This is a genomic window from Mesorhizobium sp. CA12, assembly GCF_020165255.1.
Taxonomy (GTDB): Bacteria; Pseudomonadota; Alphaproteobacteria; order Rhizobiales; family Rhizobiaceae; genus Mesorhizobium.
On sequence record NZ_JAIUHT010000018.1, the window covers coordinates 93,014 to 114,690 of the forward strand.

Consider the following 21,677-nt stretch of genomic DNA (forward strand, 5'->3'; position numbering starts at 1 on the left):
AATTGAGCATGGCATCGAGCGCGATCACGGCCGTCGCGGAACCGGTCTTCCACCTGGAAGAAGAGCACGCGCACGCCGAAGGCGGCAGCACCATGCTCGGCTTCTGGCTCTACCTGATGAGCGACTGCCTGATCTTCGCCATGCTGTTCGCGGCCTATGGCGTGCTCGGCGGCAATTACGCGGCGGGTCCGGCGCCGAAGGATCTGTTCGATCTCGGTCTGGTGGCGGTCAACACCACCATGCTGCTCTTGTCCTCGATCACCTATGGCTTTGCCATGCTGACCATGGACAAGGGCCGTGTCGGCGCGACGCAGGCCTGGCTCGCGGTGACCATGCTGTTCGGCCTGGCGTTCCTCTCCATCGAGCTATCCGAATTCGCGCACATGATCCAGGAAGGCGCGACCCCGCAGCGCAGCGCCTTCCTGTCGTCCTTCTTCACCCTGGTCGGCACGCACGGCCTGCATGTCACCTTCGGCATCGTCTGGATGGTGACGCTGATGGTGCAGGTCGCGCGACACGGCCTCATCGAGGCCAACCGCCGCCGGCTGATGTGCCTCTCGATGTTCTGGCACTTCCTCGACGTCGTCTGGATCGGCGTCTTCACCTTTGTCTATCTGATGGGGATGCTCAGATGAGCGCTCATGATCATGCCGATCGCGACCGTACCCATGGCGGCGCCGCGCACGGCTCGCTGAGGGGCTACCTGATCGGCTTCGTCCTGTCAGTGATCCTCACCGCCATCCCGTTCTGGATGGTCATGACCGGCGCCATGGACAACAAGCAGGCCGCGGCCATCATCATCATGGCCTTCGCGGTGGTACAAATCGTGGTGCACATGGTCTTCTTCCTGCATATGAACCCCGCCTCGGAAGGCGGATGGTCGATGCTGGCGCTCATCTTCACGGTGGTTCTCGTCGTCATCGTGCTGAGCGGCTCGCTCTGGGTGATGTACCACCTCAACGCCAACATGATGCCCGGGCTCCACGAGATGCGGGAGATGCCATGAGCCCCATTTCGGGCGTGGGCGTGTGGCGCGCGGGGAGGACCAGAGCCGAGGCAAAGGACATGACCGGCTCTCATGCGGCCTCGAAGGGTTCTACGTCGCGATTCCTGGCTGTGGTGCTTGGGATTCTCGGCGTTCTGATGTTTCTCGGACTCGGCGTCTGGCAGTTGGAAAGACGGGTCTGGAAGCTCGACCTGATCGCCCGCGTCGACCAGCGCATCCATGCTTCCGTCGTCGATGCGCCCGGTCCGCAAGACTGGAGCGGGTTCAGCGCGCCGGACTACGAATATCGCCATGTGCGCCTGGCCGGGCATTTCCTCGGGGGCACCAACACGCTGGTGCAGGCGGTGACCGAGCTTGGCGGCGGCTATTGGGTGCTGACGCCGATGCGCGACGACCGCGGGTTCACGGTCCTCGTCAACCGCGGCTTCATCCCGCAGGAACGCAAGGTGGAATTCGAGCGGGAGAATGCCGCGCTCGCCTCGCCGGCGACGGTTGACGGGCTGCTGCGCATCAGCGAGCCCGGCGGCGGTTTCCTGCGCAGAAACGATCCGGCTGCCGATCGCTGGTATTCGCGCGACGTCGCGGCAATCGCCAAGGCGCGCGGCCTGGCGGATGTTGCGCCCTATTTCATCGATGCCGAGGCATCCGGCGCTGCTGGCTGGCCGCGCGGCGGGCTCACCGTCGTCACCTTCCGCAACAGCCATCTCATCTATGCTTTGACCTGGTTTGCCCTTGCAGGGATGCTGGCGATGGCGCTTGCCAGACAGGTTTTCTCCGGCCGCCGGAACTGGGATGCAGCGTGATGAATATCGCGTGGCCCCATCGCGACAAGCCGTTCCTGACGCTTCTTCCAACGCGGCAGGGAGGCGCCGCGTCGGACGCCGACGTCACGAACAGGAAGAACCTGCTCCTGCTCATCCAGCTGCGCTGGCTGGCAGTGGCGGGGCAGGTGCTGACAATCCTGGTCACGCAATACTGGTTCGCCATCCCGCTGCCGCTCACCGAGATGGCGGGCGTGGTGCTTTTCCTGGTCGGCCTCAACATCTTCAGCCTGCTCGCCCTGCGCGGCAACCGCCGGATCTCCAACGCGCAGCTCTTCGTCGCGCTGATTTTCGACATGGCGGCGCTGACGACGCAGCTCTACCTGAGCGGCGGCGCCTCGAATCCATTCGTGTCGCTTTACCTGCTGCAGATCACGCTCGGCGCTGCGCTGCTGGCGCCATGGTCGACCTGGCTCCTGGTGGTGGCGGCCTCGGCCTGCTTCGTCTTCCTCATCTTCGTCTTCCAGCCGATTGCACTTCCGCATCACGGCGGCAGCGACCTCCTGGCGCTGCATCTGCGAGGCATGTTCATCTGCTTCGTGCTCGCGGCCGGCCTGATCGTGATCTTCATGACGCGCATCAACCGCAACCTGCGCGAACGCGATGCCTATCTCGCCGACCTGCGCCAGCGTTCGGCCGAGGAAGATCACATCGTGCGCATGGGCCTGCTGGCCTCGGGTGCCGCGCATGAACTGGGCACACCGCTGTCGACAATATCGGTCATCCTGTCCGACTGGCGCCAGATGCGCGGCGTCAAGCGCAACCGCGAGCTTTCCGAGGACGTGGCCGAGATGCAGGCGCAGATCGAGCGCTGCAAAGGCATCGTCACGGGCATTCTCATGTCCTCCGGCCAGGCGCGGGGCGAGGGCACCATCCGCACTACGATCCGCCGGTTCCTCGACGATCTCGTCGAGGAATGGCGCGTCAGCCGCCAGCCTATCAAGCTGGACTACGGCAATGGTTTCGAGCCGGACGAGCCGATCGTGTCCGACACGGCGCTGAAACAAGTGATCTTCAATGTGCTCGACAATGCGCAGGAAGCATCGCACGATTGGGTCGGCATCACTGCCGAGCGGCAGGATGAGAAGCTGGTGCTCTCCGTCGAGGATCGCGGCCCGGGTTTCGACAAGGATATTCTGGCAACGCTCGGCCAGCCCTATATGTCGAGCAAGGGGCGTCCGGGCGGCGGCCTGGGCCTCTTCCTGGTGTTCAACGTGGTGCGCAAGCTCGGCGGCGACGTTTCGGCGCGCAACATTGCCGAGGGCGCCCGTGTTACCCTTTCGCTGCCGCTGGCGGCGCTGACCTATGGAGACGATCGTGAAATCTGATCGATCCTTGTTCGTCGTCGAGGACGATGCGACCTTTGCGCGCACGCTTAAACGCTCGTTTGAAAAGCGCGACTACGACGTCGTGGTCTGCCACGACCGCGAGGCGCTGCTGGTCGCGCTGGAAACGGCCGTCCCGGCCTACGCCGTCGTCGATCTCAAGCTCGGATCGGGATCGGGTCTCGAATGCGTCAAGCTTCTCAGCGCCCGCAATCCGTCGATGCGCATCGTCGTGCTGACGGGATTTGCCAGCATCGCCACGGCGGTCGAGGCGATCAAGCTCGGCGCGGGCCATTATCTGGCCAAGCCCGCCAACACCGATGACATCGAAGCCGCCTTCGGCCGCGCCGAGGGCGACGTTTCGGTGCCGCTCACCAGCCGCCCCACCTCGATCAAGAACCTCGAATGGGAGCGCATCCACGAAACGCTGGTCGAGACCGGCTTCAACATCTCCGAAACCGCGCGCCGGCTCGGCCTGCATCGGCGCACGCTTGCCCGCAAGCTCGAGAAGCGCGTGGTGCAGTAAGGCGCCGCACCAAGATTATTCGCGAACGGCCACGGCCAGCACCGAGACGCAGTCGCCCGCCTTGACCAGGCCCGGGAAATGACGCGCGGCGAGCAGTCCCGACATCCTGGCCCTGATCTCCTGCGGCGCCTGCCCGGTGCGCCCGACCGGATGGATGCGCGCGACCACCTGGCCGTCCTTCACAGGCTCGCCGAGGTCGACCACCGTCTCGATCATGCCGTCATCCTCCGCGAAGGCGAAGCAATCGCCGGAAGGCATGTCCAGCCACTGAGTTCTGCCCTTCTCGACCGCACCATCGACGATGCCGGCGTGGCGGAGCACGTTGAGGATGCCGCGCCGGGCGATCCGCACGGTCTCGGCGCGCGAGGTTCCGCCGCCGCCGAGCTCGGTAGTGACAAAGACCTTGCCCATCTCCTCTGCCGCCGTGTCATACATACCGACCGCGTCGATCTCGGTCATGCGCATCGAGAACGGCGCCGAGAAAGCCTCGACGGCGGCGAAGGCCTTCTTCTCCTGCGCCTTGTCCGGCAGCGCATGCGCGGCGCAGAACGGCACGAAGTCCAGCGTCTTGCCGCCGGAATGGAAGTCGAAGACGATGTCCGCGCGCGGCAGCAGCTCGCGCTGGAAATAGTCGGCGATCTTCTCCGTCACCGTGCCGTCCGGGCGCCCGGGGAAAGAGCGGTTCATGTTGCCCTTGTCGATCGGCGAGGTGCGCGTGCCGGCCCGGAAGGCCGGATAGTTCATCGCCGGCACGATGATAACCGTGCCGGCGACATTTTTCGGATCGAGCGTGCGGGCGAGTTCGTAGAGCGCCAATGGCCCCTCATATTCGTCGCCGTGATTGCCGCCGGTGAGCAGCGCCGTCGAGCCCTTGCCGTTGCGCATCACACAGACCGGGATCATCACCGATCCCCAGGCGGAATCGTCGCGGCTGTAGGGCAGGCGCAGAAAGCCATGCTGGACGCCGTCGCGCTCGAAGTCGACGGTCGGCGTGATCGGCGAGGGACGCAAAGCGGACATCGGCTCAGTCCTTCACGAACAGCTTGCGCGGCACGTTGGCCAGGCACTCGACGCCGGTGTCGGTGATCAGGATCGACTCGGTGATCTCCAGCCCCATCGTCTCCAGCCACAGGCCGGTCATGAAATGGAAGGTCATGCCGGGCTTGAGCTCGGTGCGGTCGCCGGGGCGCAGGCTCATGGTGCGCTCACCCCAGTCCGGCGGATAGGAGATGCCGATCGGGTAGCCGGTGCGGTTGTCCTTGACGATGCCGTATTTCTTCAACACGGCGAAGAAGGCATTGGCGATATCCTCGCAGGTGTTGCCGGGCTTGGCGGCCGCGAGGCCGGCTTCCATGCCTTCCAGCGTCGCCTTCTCGGCGTCCAGGAAGGCCTGGGTCGGCTTGCCGAGAAACACGGTACGCGACAGCGGACAATGATAGCGATTGTAGCAGCCGGCGATCTCGAAGAACGTGCCTTCATTCACCTTCATCGGCTTGTCGTCCCAGGTGAGATGCGGCGCCGAGGCGTCCGCTCCCGACGGCAAGAGCGGCACGATCGCCGGATAGTCGCCGCCGATGCCGGCGACGCCGCGCGTGCCGGCATCGTAGATCTCGGCGACCAGATCGCATTTGCGCATGCCGACCTCTATTTTGTCGACGATCCGCTGGTGCATCGCCTCGACGATACGGGCGGCGTTGCGCATATACTCGATCTCGGTCGGGCTTTTCACGGCGCGCTGCCAGTTCACCAGCGCTGTGGCGTCGGCGAAGCGGGCATTGGGCAGGTGCTTCTGCAACGCCGCGAAGGCAGCGGCCGAAAACCAGTAATTGTCCATCTCGACGCCGATGCTGAGCTTGTCCCAGCCGCGCTCGGCCAGCACGCCGGCGAGGTAATCCATCGGATGCCGCTCGGTCGACTGCACATAATGGTCGGCGTAGCCGATGATGTTGTCATGCGCGAGATAGGCGGTGCGCTTGGCGCCGTTGGCGTCCTGGCCGCGGCCGTACCAGACCGGCTCGCCGGAAGGCGGCACGATGACGGCCTGATGCACATAGAATGACCAGCCATCATAGCCCGTCAGCCAGGCCATGTTGGAAGGATCGCTGACGATCAGCAGATCGACGCCTTTAGCCTCCATGGCTTTTCGTGTCTTGGCGAGGCGCTCCGCATATTCGCCGCGCGAGAATTTCAAATTTGGCTGCATTTTGTTGTCCTCGTTTGTTGGGCCTGGCGGCCAGCATCAACTTTCGAAATTGAGCCCGGCATTGGCGGCGCGCGCACGGTCGCGGGCCAGAGTGGCGATTGCGGTGTCCTGCACGCCGGTACCGGTGAGGTCGGCGATGGTGATGTCGCTGGCCGAGCGCCGTCCGGGCTTGCTGCCGGCGATGATCTGGCCGAGCTCTGTCACCTCGGCGTCGGCGGCGAAGACCGCCGCCTCGATGGCGTGATGGAGCTCGCCCAGGCGCCGCGTCTGCTTGGCGCTGTCGGCGACATAGAGATCGGCCATGCGCAGGATCGCCGGCGCGATCTCGTTCTTGTGCTCGGCGTCTGAGCCCATGGCGGTGATGTGCTGGCCCGCGGAGACGAAACCGGCCTTGATCAGAGGTTCGGTCGACGGCGTGGTGGTGACGATGATGTCGGCGCCCGCTGCCGCGTTCGCCGCATCCGGCTCGGCCCGCACGAGAATACCGAGCTTCTCGCGCAGGCGCGCGGCGGTGGCTTCACCCTTGGCGGCGTCGCGCGCCCAGATGCGCGCTTCCTCGATCGGCCTGACAAGGCGCAAGGCTTCCAATTGAAGGCCGGCCTGCAGGCCGGCGCCGAAGATCGCGGCTACGCTTGAGTCTTGGCGCGACAAATGCTTGGCCGCGACCGCGCCGGCCGCAGCGGTTCGGATGTCGGTGAGATAGCCTTTGTCGAGCAGCAACGCCTCGACCACACCGGTCTTGGCTGAAAGCAGCACCATCATGCCACCGCCGCTCGGCAGGCCGAGCGTCGGATTGTCGAAGAAGCCGGAGCTTATCTTGACGGCGAAACCGTCTATGCCGGGCACATAGGCAGACTTCACGTCGACCTCGCCGCGATGCTCGGGAATGTCGAGCCGCAGGATCGGTGGCATCGCCACCGGCAGCGTGGCCAAGGCGCGAAAAGCGTTCTCGACGCAGGCAACGGCGTCCAGGTCAAGCGTCACGATCTTGCGCAGATCACTTTCGGTGAGAATGGTTATGCGGCTCATGCTGCGCGCTCCGCGATTGTCTCGCCGCAGACGATGCGGCGGTGCAGGTCCATGTCGATGTTCTTGCCGGAGAGGATGAGAACAGTGGGGCCGCTCACTTTGACCTTGCCGGCAAGCAGCGCGCCGATGCCGACGGCGCCGGCGCCTTCGACGATCTCGCGCTCCTCTTCATACGCATGGCGGATGCCGGCGGCGATCTCGTCCTCGGCAAGCAGGACGACGTCGTCGAGCAAGCCACGACACATGGCAAAGGTCAGCCGGTTGTCGAGCCCGATGCCGCCGCCGAGCGAATCCGCCAGCGTCGGCAGTTCCTCGACCTGCACCGGCCGGCCGGCGTCGAGGCTGGCCTTCATCGCAGCGCCGCGTGTCATCGAGATACCGATGACTTTGGTGCGCGGGCTCACGCCTTTGACCGCCGCCGCCACACCGGCTGCCAGCCCGCCGCCGGAGAGCGGCACCAGCACGGCCGCGGCATCCGGCACCTGCTCCATGATCTCCAATCCGAGCGTGCCTTGCCCGGCGACGATATCGGGATGGTCGAAGGGCGGCAGCATGACCAGCCCGTCATCCGCCACGAGCCTGTCGACTTCCTGCTGGGCGTCGTCCTGGCTGTTGCCGACGATGCGGATATCCGCGCCGAGGCGACGGATGGCGTCGAGCTTGTTTTCCGGCACCAGCCTCGACATGCAGATCACCGCGGGGATGCCTTCGAGCTTCGCCGCATGCGCCAGCGCGCGACCGTGATTGCCGGTCGAGGCGGCGACGACGCCGTGCGATTTTTCTTCCGCGCTCAATGCTGCTATCGCGTTGGAAGCGCCGCGCAGCTTGAACGCGCCGGTGGTCTGGTGATGCTCCAGCTTGAGATGAACAGGACGGCCCGTGCGGTCCGAGAGGCTTTGCGACAGCACGATGGGTGTCCGCTCGACCTTGCCTGCAATGCGCTCGCGCGCCGCGCGAATATGCTGAAGCTCGACAATCATTTCGATCACGGGCATTTCGTTCACTGCGCCAGCGGCTTCGTCCACAGTCGGCCGAATTCGGGCCGGGGCGTTTCGTCGCCGCACAGCCGCAGGCAATTCCAGGCGCTGGCCTGGTTGCTGGTGACGACCGGACGTCCGATCGCCTCTTCCATAACTGGAACCGCGAGTGCGGCGCGCAGCGCGGTGCATGAGACGAACAGCGCATCGGCCTGCGGATGCGTGACCTTGCGCGCCAGCTCGACCAGCGACGCCGGCGCGATGCGCGCCATCTCGCGGTCGTCCTCGAAACCGAGGCAGGTGAAGCTCTGGATGTCGAAGCCGTGCGCGGCGAAATAGGCGGCCATCGGCCGGCTGGTCTCGACGGTGTAAGGAGTCAAGATGCTGATGCGCTTCACCCCGAAAGCGTTCAGGCCGCGCACGCCGGCCATCGGCGGGGTGACGACGGGCGCGCCTGGCTTGGCTGAATGGATCGCCTGTTCGATCTCGGCATCGCCGATCACCACCGACGCAGAGGTGCACGAATAGCATATCGCATCGAGCGCCTCGTCCGGCAGGATCAGCGCCGCGCCCGCCGAAAGCGACGGCTGCATCTTGCGCAAGTTTTCGGGCGTCGTCGGATTGGCGTAGGGGATGCGCGCGACATAGACACCGATCCGCTCGCTCGCCACCATGCGGCGGAAATCCACTTCGCTGGTGTGGTCGGTCGCAAGCGCAATCAGGCCGACGCGCTTTTCCAGCGGACGCGAGTCCAGCGCAGGACGCGCCGTTTCGAGGCGGATGTCGGGCAATGCTTTCATGATTTTCATCTTTCGATCCTGCCGTAGCGATGCTCCAGCCAGCGCAACAGCACGACGGAGCAGAGGCTGATGACGAGAAAGAAGGCGCCGACCAGCGTCATCGGCTCGATGTAGCGGTAATAGGTATTGGCGACGCTCTTGGCCTGGTTCATCAGTTCCAGCACGGTGATCGCCGACAGCAGTGGCGTCTCCTTGAACATGGCGATGAAATAGTTGGCCAGGGCCGGGATCATCGGCGGGATCGCCTGCGGCAGGATGATATGCGTCCAGGTGTGGCGGCCGCCCAGATTGCAGGCCTTGGCAGCTTCCCACTGGCCGCGCGGCACATTGTCGATGCCGGCGCGGTAAACCTCGGCCGTGTAGGTGCCGTAATGCAGGCCGAGCCCGATGACGCCCGCCACCAGCGGCGGCAGCAGGATGCCGATGTCGGGCAGCACGTAGAAGATGAAATAGAGCTGCACCAGGAGCGGTGTGCCGCGGATGAACTCGGCGAACCAGCCGACGCTGCGCGCGACGATGCGGTTCTCCGAGCGCCGCGCCAGCGCGATCCCAAGCCCCACGATCGCCGCCAGGACCGAGCCGAGCACCGTCGCCAGGATGGTGATCTTCACCCCCTGGATAAGGGTCGGCATGATCTCCCAGACGAAGTTCCAATCCCATTCCATCAGACGCGCACTCCGTCGAGACCGCGCGCCATGCGGCGCTCCAGCGTGCGAATGCCCCAGGAGATAATCAGCGCCAGCGCGAAATAGATGACGAGAACGGAGAGGAAGGGCATCAGCGTGCTGCCGGTCTGCGAGCGCACCACCTGCGCCTGGAAAGTCAGGTCGGCGAGCGAGATAAGCGAGACGACCGAGGTTGCCTTGAGCAGCTCGATCGCGTTGTTGCCGAAGGTCGGCAGCATGACCAGCAGCGCCTGCGGCAGGATCACATGGCGCATGCCTTGCCAGCGGCCGAGATTGAGCGCCGTGCAGGCCTCGTATTGCTCGCGGCCGACCGACAGGATGGCGCCGCGCACGACTTCCGCCGCATAGGCGCCGACATTCAAGCCCAGCGCCAGCACGCCTGCCTGCAGCGGCGTCAGCGACAGGCCGGCGAAAGGCAGCACGAAATAGGCCCAGAACAACTGCACGAAGATCGAGGTGCCGCGGAAGAATTCGATGTACGTCGTCGCCAACGCGCGGATGATGAAGAAGCGCGACACGCGCCCCAAGCCGGCCAGGAAGGCCATGATCAGCGCAAGCACCGACCCCATCAGCGTCAGCTCGATGGTGACAAGAGCTCCCTGCAATATCAGGCCGAGATAGCCGGACCACTGGGTCATAAAACTAGCAGTTTCCCAACATTGATGTGCTTGGCGCCTCCCATCGACAGAGAGATGCCGGTTACCCTCCGTAGCTGCAGCGCAGCTGCTGCGTAGGATGGGCAGGCAGATGAGGGGCGGAACCAGCCTTACAGAACTTGGCGCTGCCCCTCATCCGGCTCTTCGAGCCACCTTCTCCCCGCAAGCGGGGAGAAGGCAAAGGGGCACTACTTCGCCGCGCAGAGCTTCTCGCGCGTCGTCGACATCGCCGCCTTGGCCGAGAAGCCGTAGGGCTCGATGATCTTGGCGAACTCGCCGGACTTCTTCATCTTGGCGAGCTCGACGTCATAGGCGTCGCGCAGTGCCTCGTCGCCTTTCTTGAAGGCCGCGCCATCGCAATAGACCGGCGCGCCCTGCACCGGCGCGATCACTTCGAGGTTCGGGTCGTTGGCCTTCTTCATCAGATCGTTGATCGAGAGCACAGGCAACGAATAGGCGTCGATACGGCCGTCCTGCACCATCTTCAGGCCGCTCTGGCCGTCCGGCACGACGATGACGCGATCGCGCGGCACGCCGGCAGTGAGCGCCAGCTTCTCCTCGGTGCCGCCGCCCGGCGCGCCGACCGTGGCGGAGCTGTCCTTGGCGATGTCCTCGTAGCTCTTGAAGCCCTTCGGATTGCCCTTCTTCACCAGCATCGCTTCGGCATCGCAAAGCACCGGCTCGGAATAGGCGACCGCCGCGCAACGCTCCGGCTTCATGAACAGGCCGGCGGTGACGACGTCGAAGCGGCCGGCCTGCAGGCCGGGGATCATGGCGCCGTATTCGGAGATGGAAGCGACGATGTCGTTGACGCCGAGACGCTTGAAGATCTCGCGCGCCACGTCGGGTGCCGCGCCCGATACCTTGCCGTCGGCCGCGACCGCCGTATAGGGCGGCTCGTTGGCGATGGCGACGCGGGCGAAGCCTTGCTGCTTAAGCTGCTCCAGCTTGGCGTCATCCGCCGACCACGCGCCGGGGGCGAGCAGCATCGCGGTGATCGCGAGGCCGGCGACGCCAGCCAGAATGCCAAGTTTCTTCATTGTTCCCAACTCCTTGTTTGTCTTCTTGGTTTGCCTGGTTCGGGACGGCCTTTGGCCACCCGTGGACGGCTTGCGCCGCCCGCTCGCATTGCGGTCAGACGCGATGTCCGGCCGCGATGATCTTCTTCAGGAAGCTCTGCGTTCTTTCCTGTTTGGGATGGCGGAAAATCTCATCGGGCTTGCCTTCCTCGACAATCCTGCCGCGGTCGAAGAACAGCACGCGGTCGGCGAAGTCGTGGGCGAAGCCCATCTCATGGGTGACCAGAAGCATCGTCATGTCGGTCTCGGCGGCGAGCTTGCGCATGACGTTGAGCACTTCCTCGACGAGCTCGGGGTCAAGCGCCGAGGTGACCTCGTCGAACAGCATGATCTTGGGCGACAGCGCCAGCGCCCGGGCGATCGCCACGCGTTGCTTCTGGCCGCCGGAGAGCTGCGCCGGCATCGCCTTCGCCTTGTCCGCAAGTCCGACCATGTCGAGCAGTTCCATCGCCCGCTTCTCGGCGGCGGCGCGCGCGACGCCCTTGGTCAGCATCGGCGCCAGGGTCACATTGTCCATGACGCATTTGTGCGGGAAGAGATTGAACAGCTGAAAGACCATTCCGATCTTCTGGCGCATCCTGGCCAGGTGCCGCTCGTCGGCCGGCAGCAGCTGGCCGTTGCGCTCCATGTGGTAGAGCTGCTCGCCGTCGACCTGAATATGGCCGCCGTCGATCTTCTCCAGCGTCATCAGGATGCGCAGGATCGTCGTCTTGCCGGAACCGGACGGGCCGATCAGCGCCAGCTTCTCGCCAGGCATGACCTGCATCGACAGGCCGTCCAGCACCTTGAAGGCGCCGAAGCTCTTCGAAATCGCATCAACCTTGATGATGGGCGCGGGCAATCCATTCCCCCGTTCTGGAGAAGCCTATGCCCTTAACGATGCGAAACGTGCCAAATCATGTCAATTGGGAAAATAATATCATGACAATATTTCCGGCGCGGCACAATTTCAGGGCAATCTGAGCTTCCTTTGTGCATCAGATGGCGAGCAGGAGATGCTCCGGATCGCCGAGCAGCAGTTTGGCGACAACGCTCAGGCCCGCCCGCAGTTCCCCCTCGGTGGTCGATCCGAGCGAGATGCGCACGGCCGGATGCCAGGGCGTGTCGGCGATGCGAAACGAGGTGCCTGGCGCGATCGCCACTCCGCGCAGGCGCGCCTGCGCGACAAAGCTCTCCTCGGCGCGGTCGCCCGGCAGCTCGAGCCACAGATGCAGCCCGTCGCGATGACAGCGATAGTCGACACCCGTGAGCACTTCCGCGGCGATCTCCTGGCGGCGCCTCAGCGCGCCACGCTGCCAGTTGACCAGTTCCATCGCTGTGCCGTCGGTCACCCAGCGCGTGGCGATCTCCGCCACCATCGGCGTCGCCATCCAGTTCGAGACGAGATGGCGGTTGGCGACAGCCGCGACATAGCGGTCCGGTACCGCGAGATAGCCGATGCGCAGGCCTGGTACGACGATTTTGGTGAAGGAGGTGACGTAGAGCGTCCGCTCCGGCGCGAAGGCGGCGACCGCCGGCGGCCGGTCTTCGACCAGCGGCCCGAGCACGTCGTTCTCGATGATGGCAATGTCGTGCTTGCGTGCGACCGCCGCGATCTGCTCGCGCCTTGTGGCGTCCATCAACGTCGCCGTCGGGTTGATCACCGAGGGCTGGACGAAGACGGCGCGGATGTCCGAGAGACGGCAGGCCTCGTCGAGCGCTTCGGGGATCAGACCGTTGCCATCGATCGGCAGGCCCTCGAGATTGAAGCCGAGATAGCGGGCAAGCGGGATCAGCGTGTGGTGGCCGATCGCCTCGGTAGCGACCGTCGAGCCCGGCGGCGCGACGCTCATCAGCGCCACCTTCATGCCGGCGGTGGCTCCGTTGGTCAGGCTGATATTCTGCGGCGACGCTTCGAGGCCGCAAAGTTTCAGCCACTCGACCGCGACCGCGCGATGGCGCGGGAAAACCATGTTCGGCCGGAACGATAGCGCCGAGCTCGACGGCAGGTTCTCGGCCAGCCACCCCAGCGCCTGCTTCAGTTTCTCCAGATGCATCGGCTCGCAGACCGGCTTCAGGATCGAGAGGTCGATGACCTCGCCCAGCCGTTCCGGGATGTAGGGCGGCTCGGGCTCGCGACGCTGCGTCTGCACGAAACTGCCGCGGCCGACCTCGCCGGAAATCAAACCCCGGCGGATCAACTCCTCATAGGCGCGGCTGACGGTTTGCACCGAAAGCTTCAGATCGTCCGCCAGCCGGCGATGCGTCGGGAGCCGCGTGCCGTTGGCCAGCCGCCCGTCATGGATGGCGCGCGCGAACTGGTCGGCCAGCGAGAGATAGGCCGGCCGGCGGATGAGAGCAGGATCTGGCTGCCAAAATGTCATGACTTATTAGAGATCGAAATCAGTGCAATTGACAATCGAAATAATGCATCGTCATGGTGTCCGCAACGAAAGGCGGACCCGCATGGCGGCAGCGAAACTCGACCCGATCGACCTCAGGATTCTCGATGCCATCCAGCGCGACGGGCGTATCACCAAGCTGGCGCTGGCCGAGAAGGTCGGCCTGTCGCCAACGCCGTGCTGGATGCGGCTGCGCAAGCTGGAGAAGGCCGGCATCGTCTCCGGCTATCACGCCGCGATCGCCATGCGTGTCATCGCGCCGGTGGCGACGGTGCTGATGGAGGTTACCTTGGCCAACCACCGCCAGGCTGACTTCGACCGTTTCGAGCGGGTGGTGCGGGACGTCCCGGAGATCGTTGCCTGCTGGTCGGTGGGCGGCGGCGTCGACTACATGCTGAAAGTGATGGCGCGCGACATCGACGCCTATCAGCGGCTGGTCGACGGCTTGCTTGAGCGCGAGATCGGCATCGACCGCTACTTCACCTACATCGTCACCAAGACGGTCAAGGATGAGACCGTGCTGCCGGTGGCCGATCTGCTGCCGGAATAAGGGTGAGTCGGTCTCACGATCAGCGTGGAGATTAGCCGAAACGTCCGTCACTTCGTCATCCACGGGCGGAGCAAGGAGCGAAGCGACGCGGCGCAGACCCGAGGATCCATTCCGTAAGGCCAAGGCGTTGCAACGGTGCAGAATTCTGCTCCGCTGCGCCCTTCGATCAAGGTCACGGAATGGATCCTCGGGTCTACGCGTCCGCTTCGCCCATGGATGACGAAGTTGTGGGAGGCGGCCAATTTCACCGGTTGGTGGCATCCGGCGGCTGGTAAGCTAGAGAGATTGACCTGCTCTCCCGGACAAATAGAGACAATCTCTCTACATCGGACCGCCGAAACAGCCTCTTTGTCCCGATTGCACGACTAGTCTCTCCATATCGCCTCGGCACCGGGAGACCCGACTGATGTCCGCACATTTTGCCCGTACCAACCACCATGAAGCGCTCGACGGCCTCGCCGATCGCCGGCTGCTGCGCGCGCTCGCCTATGTCGACGGTCACTGGACGGCGAGCGAAGCGGCGGCAAGTTTTGAGGTTACCGATCCGGCCACCGGCGCTACCGTCGCCTTTGTCGCCGCGCTCGATGCTGCCCAGACGACAAAGGCGATCAATGCCGCGTCACGCGCGTTTCTTGGCTGGCGCTTGGCGCTGCCGCAGGAGCGCTCGAAAATCCTGCGAAAATGGTTTGATCTCATCATCGCCGCCAAAGATGATCTGGCGCTGCTTATGACGCTGGAACAAGGCAAGCCGCTGAAGGAATCGCTGGGCGAGATCGACTACGCTGCGTCCTTTATCGAGTGGTATGCCGAGGAAGCGAAACGCCTCAACGCCGAAAGCGTCACCAGCCATCTGCCGAATGCGGAGATGTCGGTGCGCCGCGAGCCGCTCGGAGTCGTCGGGGTCGTCACGCCCTGGAATTTTCCGTCGGCCATGCTCACCCGCAAGGCGGCGGCAGCTTTGGCTGCGGGCTGCACGGTGGTGGCGCATCCGTCCTCGGAGACGCCGCTGTCGGCCCTGGCTTTGGCCGAGCTCGGCGAGCGTGCCGGACTCCCGGCAGGCGTCTTCAACGTCGTCACCGGCGATGCGCGCACGATTGTCGGCGCGATGTGCGCCGATGCGCGGGTCCGCGCCATGAGCTTCACCGGCTCGACCGAGGTCGGTCGGCTGATCGCCGCGCAGAGCGCTGCGACGATGAAACGACTGGTGATGGAGCTCGGCGGCCACGCGCCGCTGATCGTCTTCGACGACGCCGACATCAATAAGGCCGTGGCGATCGCGCTCGATGCCAAATTCGCCACCTCCGGCCAGGATTGCCTCGCCGCCAACCGCATCTATGTGCAGCGGCCGATCTATGATCGCTTCTGCGCCGCTTTCGCCCGCCGCATCGAGCAGCTCCGCACCGGCAATGGCTTATCGGCAGACGCCGATATCGGACCGCTGATGCATGAGCGCGCGGTCAAGAAGGTCGAGGAGCAGGTGGCCGACGCGCTCACCCATGGTGCGCGCTGCCTGACCGGGGGCAAGCGTCACGCGGCCGGGCCGCTGTTCTACCAGCCGACGCTGCTCGCCGATGTGCCGGACGAAGCGCTGATCATGCGCGAAGAAACCTTCGGCCCTGTCGCGGCTGTGACGCCATTCGACGACGAGGCGGAAGTCGTCGCCCGCGCCAACGCCACGGAATATGGCCTGGTCGCCTATGTCGTCACCGAAAACGGCGCGCGCCAGGCGCGCATGGGCCGCGCCTTGGAGTACGGCATGGTGGCGATAAACCGGGTCAAGATCACCGGCGCGCCGATCCCTTTCGGCGGCGTCAAGCAATCAGGCATCGGCCGCGAAGGCTCCCGCCACGGCCTCGAAGCTTTTACAGACCTCAAATACCTTTGCCTCGACGTAGCCTAAGCTACGCAGGCCTCATTCTCGTCAGGAGTCAAAAATGCTCGAACAGTCCAACGAACTCTCCGCTTGGGATCGCGACCACTTCTTCCATCCCTCGACGCATATGGGCACGCACGCGCGCGGTGAATCGCCGGCCCGCATCATGGCCGGCGGCGAAGGCGTCACCGTCTGGGACAACACCGGCAAGAAGAGCATCGATGCCTTCGCCGGCCTCTATTGCGTCAATGTCGGTTACGGCCGGCAGAAGATCGCCGACGCCATCGCCGAACAGGCGAAGAACCTCGCCTACTATCACGCCTATGTCGGGCATGGCACCGAGGCCTCGATCCGGCTCTCCAAGATGATCATCGACCGCGCGCCGAAGGGCATGAGCCGCGTCTATTTCGGTCTCTCCGGCTCCGATGCCAACGAGACCAACATCAAGCTGATCTGGTATTACAACAACGTTCTCGGCCGGCCGGAGAAGAAGAAGATCATCTCGCGCTGGCGTGGCTATCACGGCTCGGGTGTCATGACCGGTTCGCTGACCGGGCTCGAGTTGTTCCACAACGCCTTCGACCTGCCGCGCGCTCCGATCCTGCACACCGAAGCACCGTATTATTTCCGCCGCGCCGACCGCTCGATGAGCGAGGAGCAGTTCTCGCAATATTGCGCCGACAAGCTGGAAGAGATGATCCTGGCCGAAGGCCCTGACACGGTCGCAGCCTTCATCGGCGAGCCGATCCTCGGCACCGGCGGCATCGTTCCGCCGCCGGCCGGATATTGGGCAAAGATCCAGGCCGTGCTCAACAAATACGACGTGCTGCTCGTCGCTGACGAGGTGGTGACCGGCTTCGGTCGTCTCGGCACCATGTTCGGCTCCGACCATTACGGGATCAAGCCGGACCTGATCACCATCGCCAAGGGCCTGACCTCGGCCTATGCGCCGCTGTCCGGCGTCATCGTCGCCGACAAGGTCTGGCAGGTGCTGGTCAAGGGCTCCGACAAGCTGGGCTCGCTCGGCCATGGCTGGACCTATTCGGCGCACCCGATCTGCGTTGCCGCCGGTGTCGCCAATCTCGAGCTGATCGACGAGATGGACCTTGTGCGGAACGCCGGCGAGACCGGCGCTTACTTCCGCGCCGAGTTGGCCAAAGCCGTCGGCGGCCACCGGAATGTCGGCGAGGTGCGTGGCGATGGCATGCTGGCCGCAATCGAGTTCGTCAAGGACCGCGACGACCGCGTCTTCTTCGATCCGGCGCTGAAGGTCGGGCCGCAGATCGCCACCGCGCTCGCGGCCAGCGGCGTCATTGGCCGCGCCATGCCGCAGGGCGATATCCTCGGTTTCGCGCCGCCGCTCTGCCTGACGCGCGAGGAAGCCGACATCGTCGTCGCAAAGACCGCCGACGCGGTGAACAGCGTATTGGCCAGCATCTGAGAAGTGACATCCGAGAAGCGACATGAATGCCATGACCAGAACTCTTCCCGCCACCATGGCCGCCGTGCAGCTTACGGGTCATGGCGGCCTTGAGAAGCTCGTCTACCGCACGGATGTGAAGGTGCCGGCAGCTGCCGCCGGCGAGGTGCTGGTCAAGGTCAGCGCCTGCGGCATGAACAACACCGATGTCTGGGTGCGCCAGGGCGCCTATGGCACGGAGGAAGATGCCGAGGCGGTGTCGACGTGGCGCCGGCAAGGCAACACTCTGACCTTCCCGCGCATCCAAGGCACCGACACTGTTGGCACGATCGTCGCCGTCGGCGACGGCGTGTCCGCGGAGCGCATCGGCGAGCGCGTCATGGTCGATTTCTCGATCTATAATCGCGACGACGATTCGCTGGCCGACATCGACTATATGGGCCACGGCCGTGACGGCGGTTATGCCGAATACCAGGCGCTGCCGGCCGAGAACGCGCATGTCGTCGACACCGATCTGAGCGACGTCGAGCTAGCCACCTTCTGCTGCGCCTATCTCACCGGCGAGCAGATGCTGGAACGGGCGGCGCTGAAAGCTGGCGAGCGTGTGTTGGTCACCGGCGCCTCCGGCGGTGTCGGCTCCGGCATCGTGCAATTGGCGAGGGCGCGGGGCGCGATCCCCTATGCCGTCGTCGGCAAGGGCAAGGAACAGGCCGTGCTGGACATCGGCGCCGAGAAGGTGATCACGCGCGGCGTGGCCGACCTGCTCACCGCCGTCAACGAAGCGACGAATGGCCAGCCCATCGATGTGGTGGCCGACCTCGTCGGCGGCGCCATCTTCAACGATCTCCTACGCATCCTGCGGCCCGAAGGCCGCTACACCACGGCCGGCGCCATTGCCGGCCCGGTCGTGCAGTTGGACCTCCGCACCATGTATCTGAAGCAGCTCCAACTCCACGGCTCGAGCCAAGGCACGCGCGCGGACTTCCGCCGCATCGTGCGCTACATCGAGGAAAAGAAGATCAAGCCGCTGGTCGGCGGCGTCTACAAACTGTCGGATTTCCACCGCGCCCAGACCGACTTCATGGGCAAGGACTTTGTCGGCAAGCTGGTGGTGGTGCCGGACGCGATGTGGAGCGGCGCCTGACCCAGGAAAGAGGCCGGCTCGGGGTCGGCGGTTCGCCGTAGCCGTCCGGAATTGCGTAAAGCAAAGAGATAGGACGCTTTCGCCGTTCCCATGAAACGCTGCGGCGTCACAGACACGCAGCGCTGCGCGGAGGCGTGGCTCGCCGATGGCGATCCTGCATCGACAGACGCCGATGCGCTTACCCAGGTCATTGCGGCGCCGAGGTCTCTGGGTTATTTTAGCAGCTGGTTGAATGCGCGATCTGCCTTGCCATCGCAGGCGCGTTCCTTGCCGTCTTGGCAGATTGTGAAGTCTTTAACAGACCGCGATGCCGCAAGCTGCATTCTTGTGGCCGACAGGTGATAGCAGTTAGGGATTTTACCATGCTGCGATGCTGCGCGCTGATAGCAGCCTTGATCCTCGTGGGCCTCGCGACGGTGCAGGCGCACGCCGATCGAAGGGTTGCGCTTGTCATCGGCAATTCCGAATATCGCGAAATCCCTGCGCTGAAAAATCCGGACAAGGATGCCGACGACGTGTCAAGCACGTTCCGGCTGGCCGGCTTCGATGTGTTCGTCGCCAAGGATCTCACCAAGCTTCAGTTCGAGAAGGAATTTCGCAATTATCTCGCGGCGGCGGACGGCGCCGATTTGGCGGTCGTCTACTATTCGGGTCACGGCTTTCAGATCGGCGGCGAGAATTTCCTGATCCCGGTCGATGCGTCGCTCAAGGATGCGGCGGACATCGAGGTCCAGGCGGTCAAGCTCGACGACGTCCTGCAACAGTTGCGCGCCAAATCGAAGATCCAGGTGATCATCCTCGATGCCTGCCGCAACAACCCGTTCCCGCGCAAGGATTACTGGCTGCGCGACCAGTTGATCGCGGCCGGCGGCACCGGCCTCGCGCAGGTGAAAAGCTCGCTGAACACGCTGATCGCCTTCGCCACGGAACCCGGCGCCGTCGCCTATGACGGGTCCGGCGATCTCAGCCCGTTTTCATCCGCCTTCTCGCGCCGCGCGCTGGCGCCGAACCAGGAGATACGCTCGGTCATGGCGGCCGTCCGCCGCGATGTGGTCGAAGCCACCAAGGGCGCGCAGGTTCCCTGGGAAAATTCCTCGCTGATCGACGAGGTGGTGCTGATGCGCCGCGCCAGCCGGCCGGCTTTGCCGCCGGTGCTGGAAAAGACCGTACCGTCGGGCGTCGGTCCGGTCGCGCTCGACCTGCCGGTGCCAGTCGATGTCGATGGCGGCGCGGTCACCATCAGCATCGAAAGGCCGCCGGCGCTGGGGCGTCTGATCCTGGACGGCAAGCCGGTCGCGACGGGCGAGCCGATAGAGGGCAAGGATCTGCCGCGGCTCGCGATGGATGTGCCGAAGGGCGCCGACGCCGAGGACCAGGTCGATATGCTGGCCTATGCCGCGCATGACGAATGGGGCGGCGGATCGCAGGGCATACTGGTGTTCCGGGTCAAGAATGGCGAGGGTGCCGCGGGCAAGCAGCTTGTCGCCTCGCTCGAGTCGAAACAGAAGCAGCAGGTGGTGGAGCGCGGCATCCACATCGCCGGCGCCGCCGAGGCGATCGAGAACCGCGACGTCAAGATTCCGGTCGGTGTCGGCCCGGTGCCGCTGAAGCTGGATTTCCCGACCAACGATCCGGCCGTAAGCGTGAAGCTTGCGAGCTATCCGGCAACCGGGACGCTGTCCCTGCCGGACCGGACCCTATCGCCGCAATCGAGCCTGATGGCCGACGAGGTCGATAAACTGCGCTACGAACCGCAGATAGGCGCGGTCAAGCCATTGATAGTCGGCGTCGAAATCAGAGCTGACAACACATCGTCGAAGCCGGCGACGATGAAGCTGTCGCCGAGTGTCGACCCGTGCGACACGCAGGCAGGCGAACCCTTGGACCTGCAGGGCGTCGTTCCCGGCCTGTTGCCGAACGAGATCGGCGCCGGGGCGGTGGAGGCCTGCCGGGCGGCGGTGAAGGCGTATCCCGATATCGCGCGGTTCCACTACGAACTCGGGCGCGCGCTGCTCGCCGCCGGCAAGGTCGAGGAGGCCACGAAGGCGATCAAGGAAGCCGCCGACAAGGGGCATGTCCGTGCCGTGTTCGAGCTCGGCTACCTCAACGCGACCGGCACGGGTATGCCCGCCAACCGCAAGCAGGCCAACACTTTCTATGCCGCGGCGTCCGAAAAAGGCGATCCCTATGGAATGACTTCATGGGGCCGCGCCTTGTTCAACGGCTACGGCGTCGACCGCGATACCGGCAAGGGGCTGGACCTGCTGCTCAAGGCGGCGGCGATGGGCCATACCTATGCGATGAACGACCTTGCGGCGATCTTTACCGAAGGCCGCAACGGCGTGCCGGCCGATCCGGCTCGCGCCGCGGCCTTCCTCAAGGCCGGCGTCGAGCGGCAGGACATGTATTCGATGAACCTGCTTGGCCGCAATTATCTCTCCGGCACGGGGGTCGAGAAGGATCCCAAAACCGCGCTCACGCTGTTCCAGAAGTCGATGGATCTCGGCCAGCCGTATGCCCCCGGCAGCCTTGCACGCATGTACAGGGACGGTGTCGGCGTGCAGCAGGATCTGGCAGAGGCGCAAAGGCTGTTCGAGCTGGCGACCGATCGCGGCGATCAGTCGGCCGCATATGATCGCGCGGCGCTGGAGATGCAAAGAGGCGACAAGGCCGACCAGGCGGTGGCCGCGCGCTATCTTGCTTTCGCGGCCGCGCTCGATCTTCGCAACGAGATTCCGGACGCAAAGGCGACGCTCGCGAAATTTGGAGCCAAGGCGAAGACAGCGGCTCTGAAACACATGCGTGCGGAACTCAAATCCAAGATTTCGGCGGACGGCTCGTTGGACGATCAACTGGTCAAGACGGCCAGGGCGGTCTGGGAACAAGCCAATCCGCGACGGGACCTGTTCTGATCAGCAAGGAGGCAATATTGTGGGCTGGGCATCGAAACACGCAATCGTCGCAACAATCCTGTCCGGTGCTCTCGCAGTCGCGGGCTGCACGACCGTGACGCCCAGGGTCGAGCCGGCCCCGACGGAGAAGCACAGGACGAAGGCTGTTCGCACGACGACCGCGCCAAAAGTCGTCGAGCGCAAGAAGGTCACCGCCAAGAAACTGATCAAGCCCGTTCAGACCGAAACCGCGCCTGTCATTGCACCGATAGGCGGGGGAGGGGGCAGTGGCGGAGGCGGCGGAGGCGGT

Annotated in this window: 21 protein-coding genes; 11 read left to right on the plus strand and 10 right to left on the minus strand. The window is 64.6% G+C overall.

The features are described from left to right. Window positions 1-8 precede the first annotated feature (8 nt). Genes cyoC through LB520_RS24695 form a run of 5 tightly spaced genes read left to right on the plus strand, consistent with a single transcriptional unit; the run spans window position 9 to window position 3,678 of the window. Window positions 9-635 carry a cytochrome o ubiquinol oxidase subunit III gene (gene cyoC, locus LB520_RS24675; RefSeq protein ID WP_095765854.1) on the plus strand — a complete coding sequence of 209 codons (627 nt, stop codon included), beginning with the start codon at window positions 9-11 and terminating at the stop codon, window positions 633-635. Then, window positions 632-1,006 (plus strand): cytochrome o ubiquinol oxidase subunit IV, encoded by a 375-nt coding sequence (gene cyoD / locus LB520_RS24680; RefSeq protein WP_095765853.1) that lies wholly within the window; start codon window positions 632-634, stop codon window positions 1,004-1,006. The genes cyoC and cyoD overlap by 4 nt, the downstream gene beginning before the upstream one ends. Next, window positions 1,003-1,809, plus strand: a complete 807-nt coding sequence (locus LB520_RS24685; RefSeq protein ID WP_411969941.1) for an SURF1 family protein — start codon at window positions 1,003-1,005, stop codon at window positions 1,807-1,809. Before cyoD ends, LB520_RS24685 begins: the two co-directional genes overlap by 4 nt. Next, window positions 1,809-3,155, plus strand: a complete 1,347-nt coding sequence (locus LB520_RS24690; protein WP_224639690.1) for an ATP-binding protein — start codon at window positions 1,809-1,811, stop codon at window positions 3,153-3,155. Before LB520_RS24685 ends, LB520_RS24690 begins: the two co-directional genes overlap by 1 nt. Next, a complete protein-coding gene (locus LB520_RS24695) occupies window positions 3,145-3,678 on the plus strand; it encodes a response regulator transcription factor (RefSeq protein WP_210199992.1) in 534 nt (177 codons plus the stop codon). The genes LB520_RS24690 and LB520_RS24695 overlap by 11 nt, the downstream gene beginning before the upstream one ends. A 15-nt stretch (window positions 3,679-3,693) precedes the next feature. Here LB520_RS24695 and doeB read toward each other — a convergent pair whose 3' ends face one another. From doeB to LB520_RS24745, 10 genes are all read right to left on the minus strand, one after another. Beyond that, a complete protein-coding gene (gene doeB / locus LB520_RS24700) occupies window positions 3,694-4,698 on the minus strand; it encodes a N(2)-acetyl-L-2,4-diaminobutanoate deacetylase DoeB (RefSeq protein ID WP_224639691.1) in 1,005 nt (334 codons plus the stop codon). Window positions 4,699-4,702: 4 nt separating this feature from the next. Then, complete coding sequence (gene doeA / locus LB520_RS24705) at window positions 4,703-5,881, minus strand: ectoine hydrolase DoeA (protein WP_224639692.1); 1,179 nt, start codon at window positions 5,879-5,881, stop codon at window positions 4,703-4,705. 36 nt (window positions 5,882-5,917) lie between these two features. Continuing rightward, window positions 5,918-6,910: a cyclodeaminase gene (locus tag LB520_RS24710; RefSeq protein ID WP_224639693.1), complete on the minus strand. Its 993-nt coding sequence runs from the start codon at window positions 6,908-6,910 to the stop codon at window positions 5,918-5,920. Then, a complete protein-coding gene (gene eutB, locus LB520_RS24715; protein ID WP_411969942.1) occupies window positions 6,907-7,905 on the minus strand; it encodes a hydroxyectoine utilization dehydratase EutB in 999 nt (332 codons plus the stop codon). The genes LB520_RS24710 and eutB overlap by 4 nt, the downstream gene beginning before the upstream one ends. Before the next feature lie 5 nt (window positions 7,906-7,910). After that, a complete protein-coding gene (eutA, locus tag LB520_RS24720; RefSeq protein ID WP_224639703.1) occupies window positions 7,911-8,687 on the minus strand; it encodes an ectoine utilization protein EutA in 777 nt (258 codons plus the stop codon). 5 nt (window positions 8,688-8,692) lie between these two features. Beyond that, window positions 8,693-9,352 carry an ectoine/hydroxyectoine ABC transporter permease subunit EhuD gene (ehuD, locus tag LB520_RS24725; RefSeq protein WP_095765847.1) on the minus strand — a complete coding sequence of 220 codons (660 nt, stop codon included), beginning with the start codon at window positions 9,350-9,352 and terminating at the stop codon, window positions 8,693-8,695. Beyond that, a complete protein-coding gene (gene ehuC, locus LB520_RS24730) occupies window positions 9,352-10,011 on the minus strand; it encodes an ectoine/hydroxyectoine ABC transporter permease subunit EhuC (protein WP_224639694.1) in 660 nt (219 codons plus the stop codon). Before ehuC ends, ehuD begins: the two co-directional genes overlap by 1 nt. A 206-nt stretch (window positions 10,012-10,217) precedes the next feature. After that, window positions 10,218-11,069 (minus strand): ectoine/hydroxyectoine ABC transporter substrate-binding protein EhuB, encoded by an 852-nt coding sequence (ehuB, locus tag LB520_RS24735; protein WP_224639695.1) that lies wholly within the window; start codon window positions 11,067-11,069, stop codon window positions 10,218-10,220. Window positions 11,070-11,163: 94 nt separating this feature from the next. After that, a complete protein-coding gene (gene ehuA / locus LB520_RS24740) occupies window positions 11,164-11,949 on the minus strand; it encodes an ectoine/hydroxyectoine ABC transporter ATP-binding protein EhuA (protein WP_140844064.1) in 786 nt (261 codons plus the stop codon). Window positions 11,950-12,085: 136 nt separating this feature from the next. After that, window positions 12,086-13,471, minus strand: coding sequence for a PLP-dependent aminotransferase family protein (locus LB520_RS24745; protein WP_224639696.1), 1,386 nt, complete (start codon window positions 13,469-13,471; stop codon window positions 12,086-12,088). 82 nt (window positions 13,472-13,553) lie between these two features. Between LB520_RS24745 and LB520_RS24750 the strand changes: the two genes are divergently transcribed. The 6 genes from LB520_RS24750 to LB520_RS24775 all read left to right on the plus strand — a co-directional run. Next, window positions 13,554-14,039 (plus strand): Lrp/AsnC family transcriptional regulator, encoded by a 486-nt coding sequence (locus tag LB520_RS24750; RefSeq protein ID WP_224639697.1) that lies wholly within the window; start codon window positions 13,554-13,556, stop codon window positions 14,037-14,039. A 406-nt stretch (window positions 14,040-14,445) separates the two neighbouring features. Then, a complete protein-coding gene (locus LB520_RS24755; RefSeq protein ID WP_224639698.1) occupies window positions 14,446-15,939 on the plus strand; it encodes an NAD-dependent succinate-semialdehyde dehydrogenase in 1,494 nt (497 codons plus the stop codon). Between the two features lie 34 nt (window positions 15,940-15,973). Continuing rightward, complete coding sequence (locus LB520_RS24760; protein ID WP_224523520.1) at window positions 15,974-17,353, plus strand: aspartate aminotransferase family protein; 1,380 nt, start codon at window positions 15,974-15,976, stop codon at window positions 17,351-17,353. A gap of 22 nt (window positions 17,354-17,375) precedes the next feature. Further along, window positions 17,376-18,476 carry an alcohol dehydrogenase family protein gene (locus LB520_RS24765; protein WP_224639699.1) on the plus strand — a complete coding sequence of 367 codons (1,101 nt, stop codon included), beginning with the start codon at window positions 17,376-17,378 and terminating at the stop codon, window positions 18,474-18,476. 362 nt (window positions 18,477-18,838) lie between these two features. Then, window positions 18,839-21,388, plus strand: a complete 2,550-nt coding sequence (locus LB520_RS24770; RefSeq protein WP_224639700.1) for a caspase family protein — start codon at window positions 18,839-18,841, stop codon at window positions 21,386-21,388. Window positions 21,389-21,407: 19 nt separating this feature from the next. Next, the coding region (locus tag LB520_RS24775) for a hypothetical protein (protein WP_224639701.1) at window positions 21,408-21,677 on the plus strand (270 nt) is incomplete at its 3' end.

Excerpts from the sequence above, each read along its gene's own strand:
- cyoC (WP_095765854.1), top strand. The coding sequence starts at position 9 with ATGGCATCGAGCGCGATCACGGCCGTCGCGGAACCGGTCTTCCACCTG.
- cyoD (WP_095765853.1), top strand. The coding sequence starts at position 632 with ATGAGCGCTCATGATCATGCCGATCGCGACCGTACCCATGGCGGCGCC.
- LB520_RS24685 (WP_411969941.1), top strand. The coding sequence starts at position 1,003 with ATGAGCCCCATTTCGGGCGTGGGCGTGTGGCGCGCGGGGAGGACCAGA.
- LB520_RS24690 (WP_224639690.1), top strand. The coding sequence starts at position 1,809 with ATGAATATCGCGTGGCCCCATCGCGACAAGCCGTTCCTGACGCTTCTT.
- doeB (WP_224639691.1), bottom strand. The coding sequence starts at position 4,698 with ATGTCCGCTTTGCGTCCCTCGCCGATCACGCCGACCGTCGACTTCGAG.
- doeA (WP_224639692.1), bottom strand. The coding sequence starts at position 5,881 with ATGCAGCCAAATTTGAAATTCTCGCGCGGCGAATATGCGGAGCGCCTC.
- LB520_RS24710 (WP_224639693.1), bottom strand. The coding sequence starts at position 6,910 with ATGAGCCGCATAACCATTCTCACCGAAAGTGATCTGCGCAAGATCGTG.
- eutB (WP_411969942.1), bottom strand. The coding sequence starts at position 7,905 with ATGCCCGTGATCGAAATGATTGTCGAGCTTCAGCATATTCGCGCGGCG.
- eutA (WP_224639703.1), bottom strand. The coding sequence starts at position 8,687 with ATGAAAGCATTGCCCGACATCCGCCTCGAAACGGCGCGTCCTGCGCTG.
- ehuD (WP_095765847.1), bottom strand. The coding sequence starts at position 9,352 with ATGGAATGGGATTGGAACTTCGTCTGGGAGATCATGCCGACCCTTATC.
- ehuC (WP_224639694.1), bottom strand. The coding sequence starts at position 10,011 with ATGACCCAGTGGTCCGGCTATCTCGGCCTGATATTGCAGGGAGCTCTT.
- ehuB (WP_224639695.1), bottom strand. The coding sequence starts at position 11,069 with ATGAAGAAACTTGGCATTCTGGCTGGCGTCGCCGGCCTCGCGATCACC.
- LB520_RS24745 (WP_224639696.1), bottom strand. The coding sequence starts at position 13,471 with ATGACATTTTGGCAGCCAGATCCTGCTCTCATCCGCCGGCCGGCCTAT.
- LB520_RS24750 (WP_224639697.1), top strand. The coding sequence starts at position 13,554 with ATGGCGGCAGCGAAACTCGACCCGATCGACCTCAGGATTCTCGATGCC.
- LB520_RS24755 (WP_224639698.1), top strand. The coding sequence starts at position 14,446 with ATGTCCGCACATTTTGCCCGTACCAACCACCATGAAGCGCTCGACGGC.
- LB520_RS24760 (WP_224523520.1), top strand. The coding sequence starts at position 15,974 with ATGCTCGAACAGTCCAACGAACTCTCCGCTTGGGATCGCGACCACTTC.
- LB520_RS24765 (WP_224639699.1), top strand. The coding sequence starts at position 17,376 with ATGAATGCCATGACCAGAACTCTTCCCGCCACCATGGCCGCCGTGCAG.
- LB520_RS24770 (WP_224639700.1), top strand. The coding sequence starts at position 18,839 with ATGCTGCGATGCTGCGCGCTGATAGCAGCCTTGATCCTCGTGGGCCTC.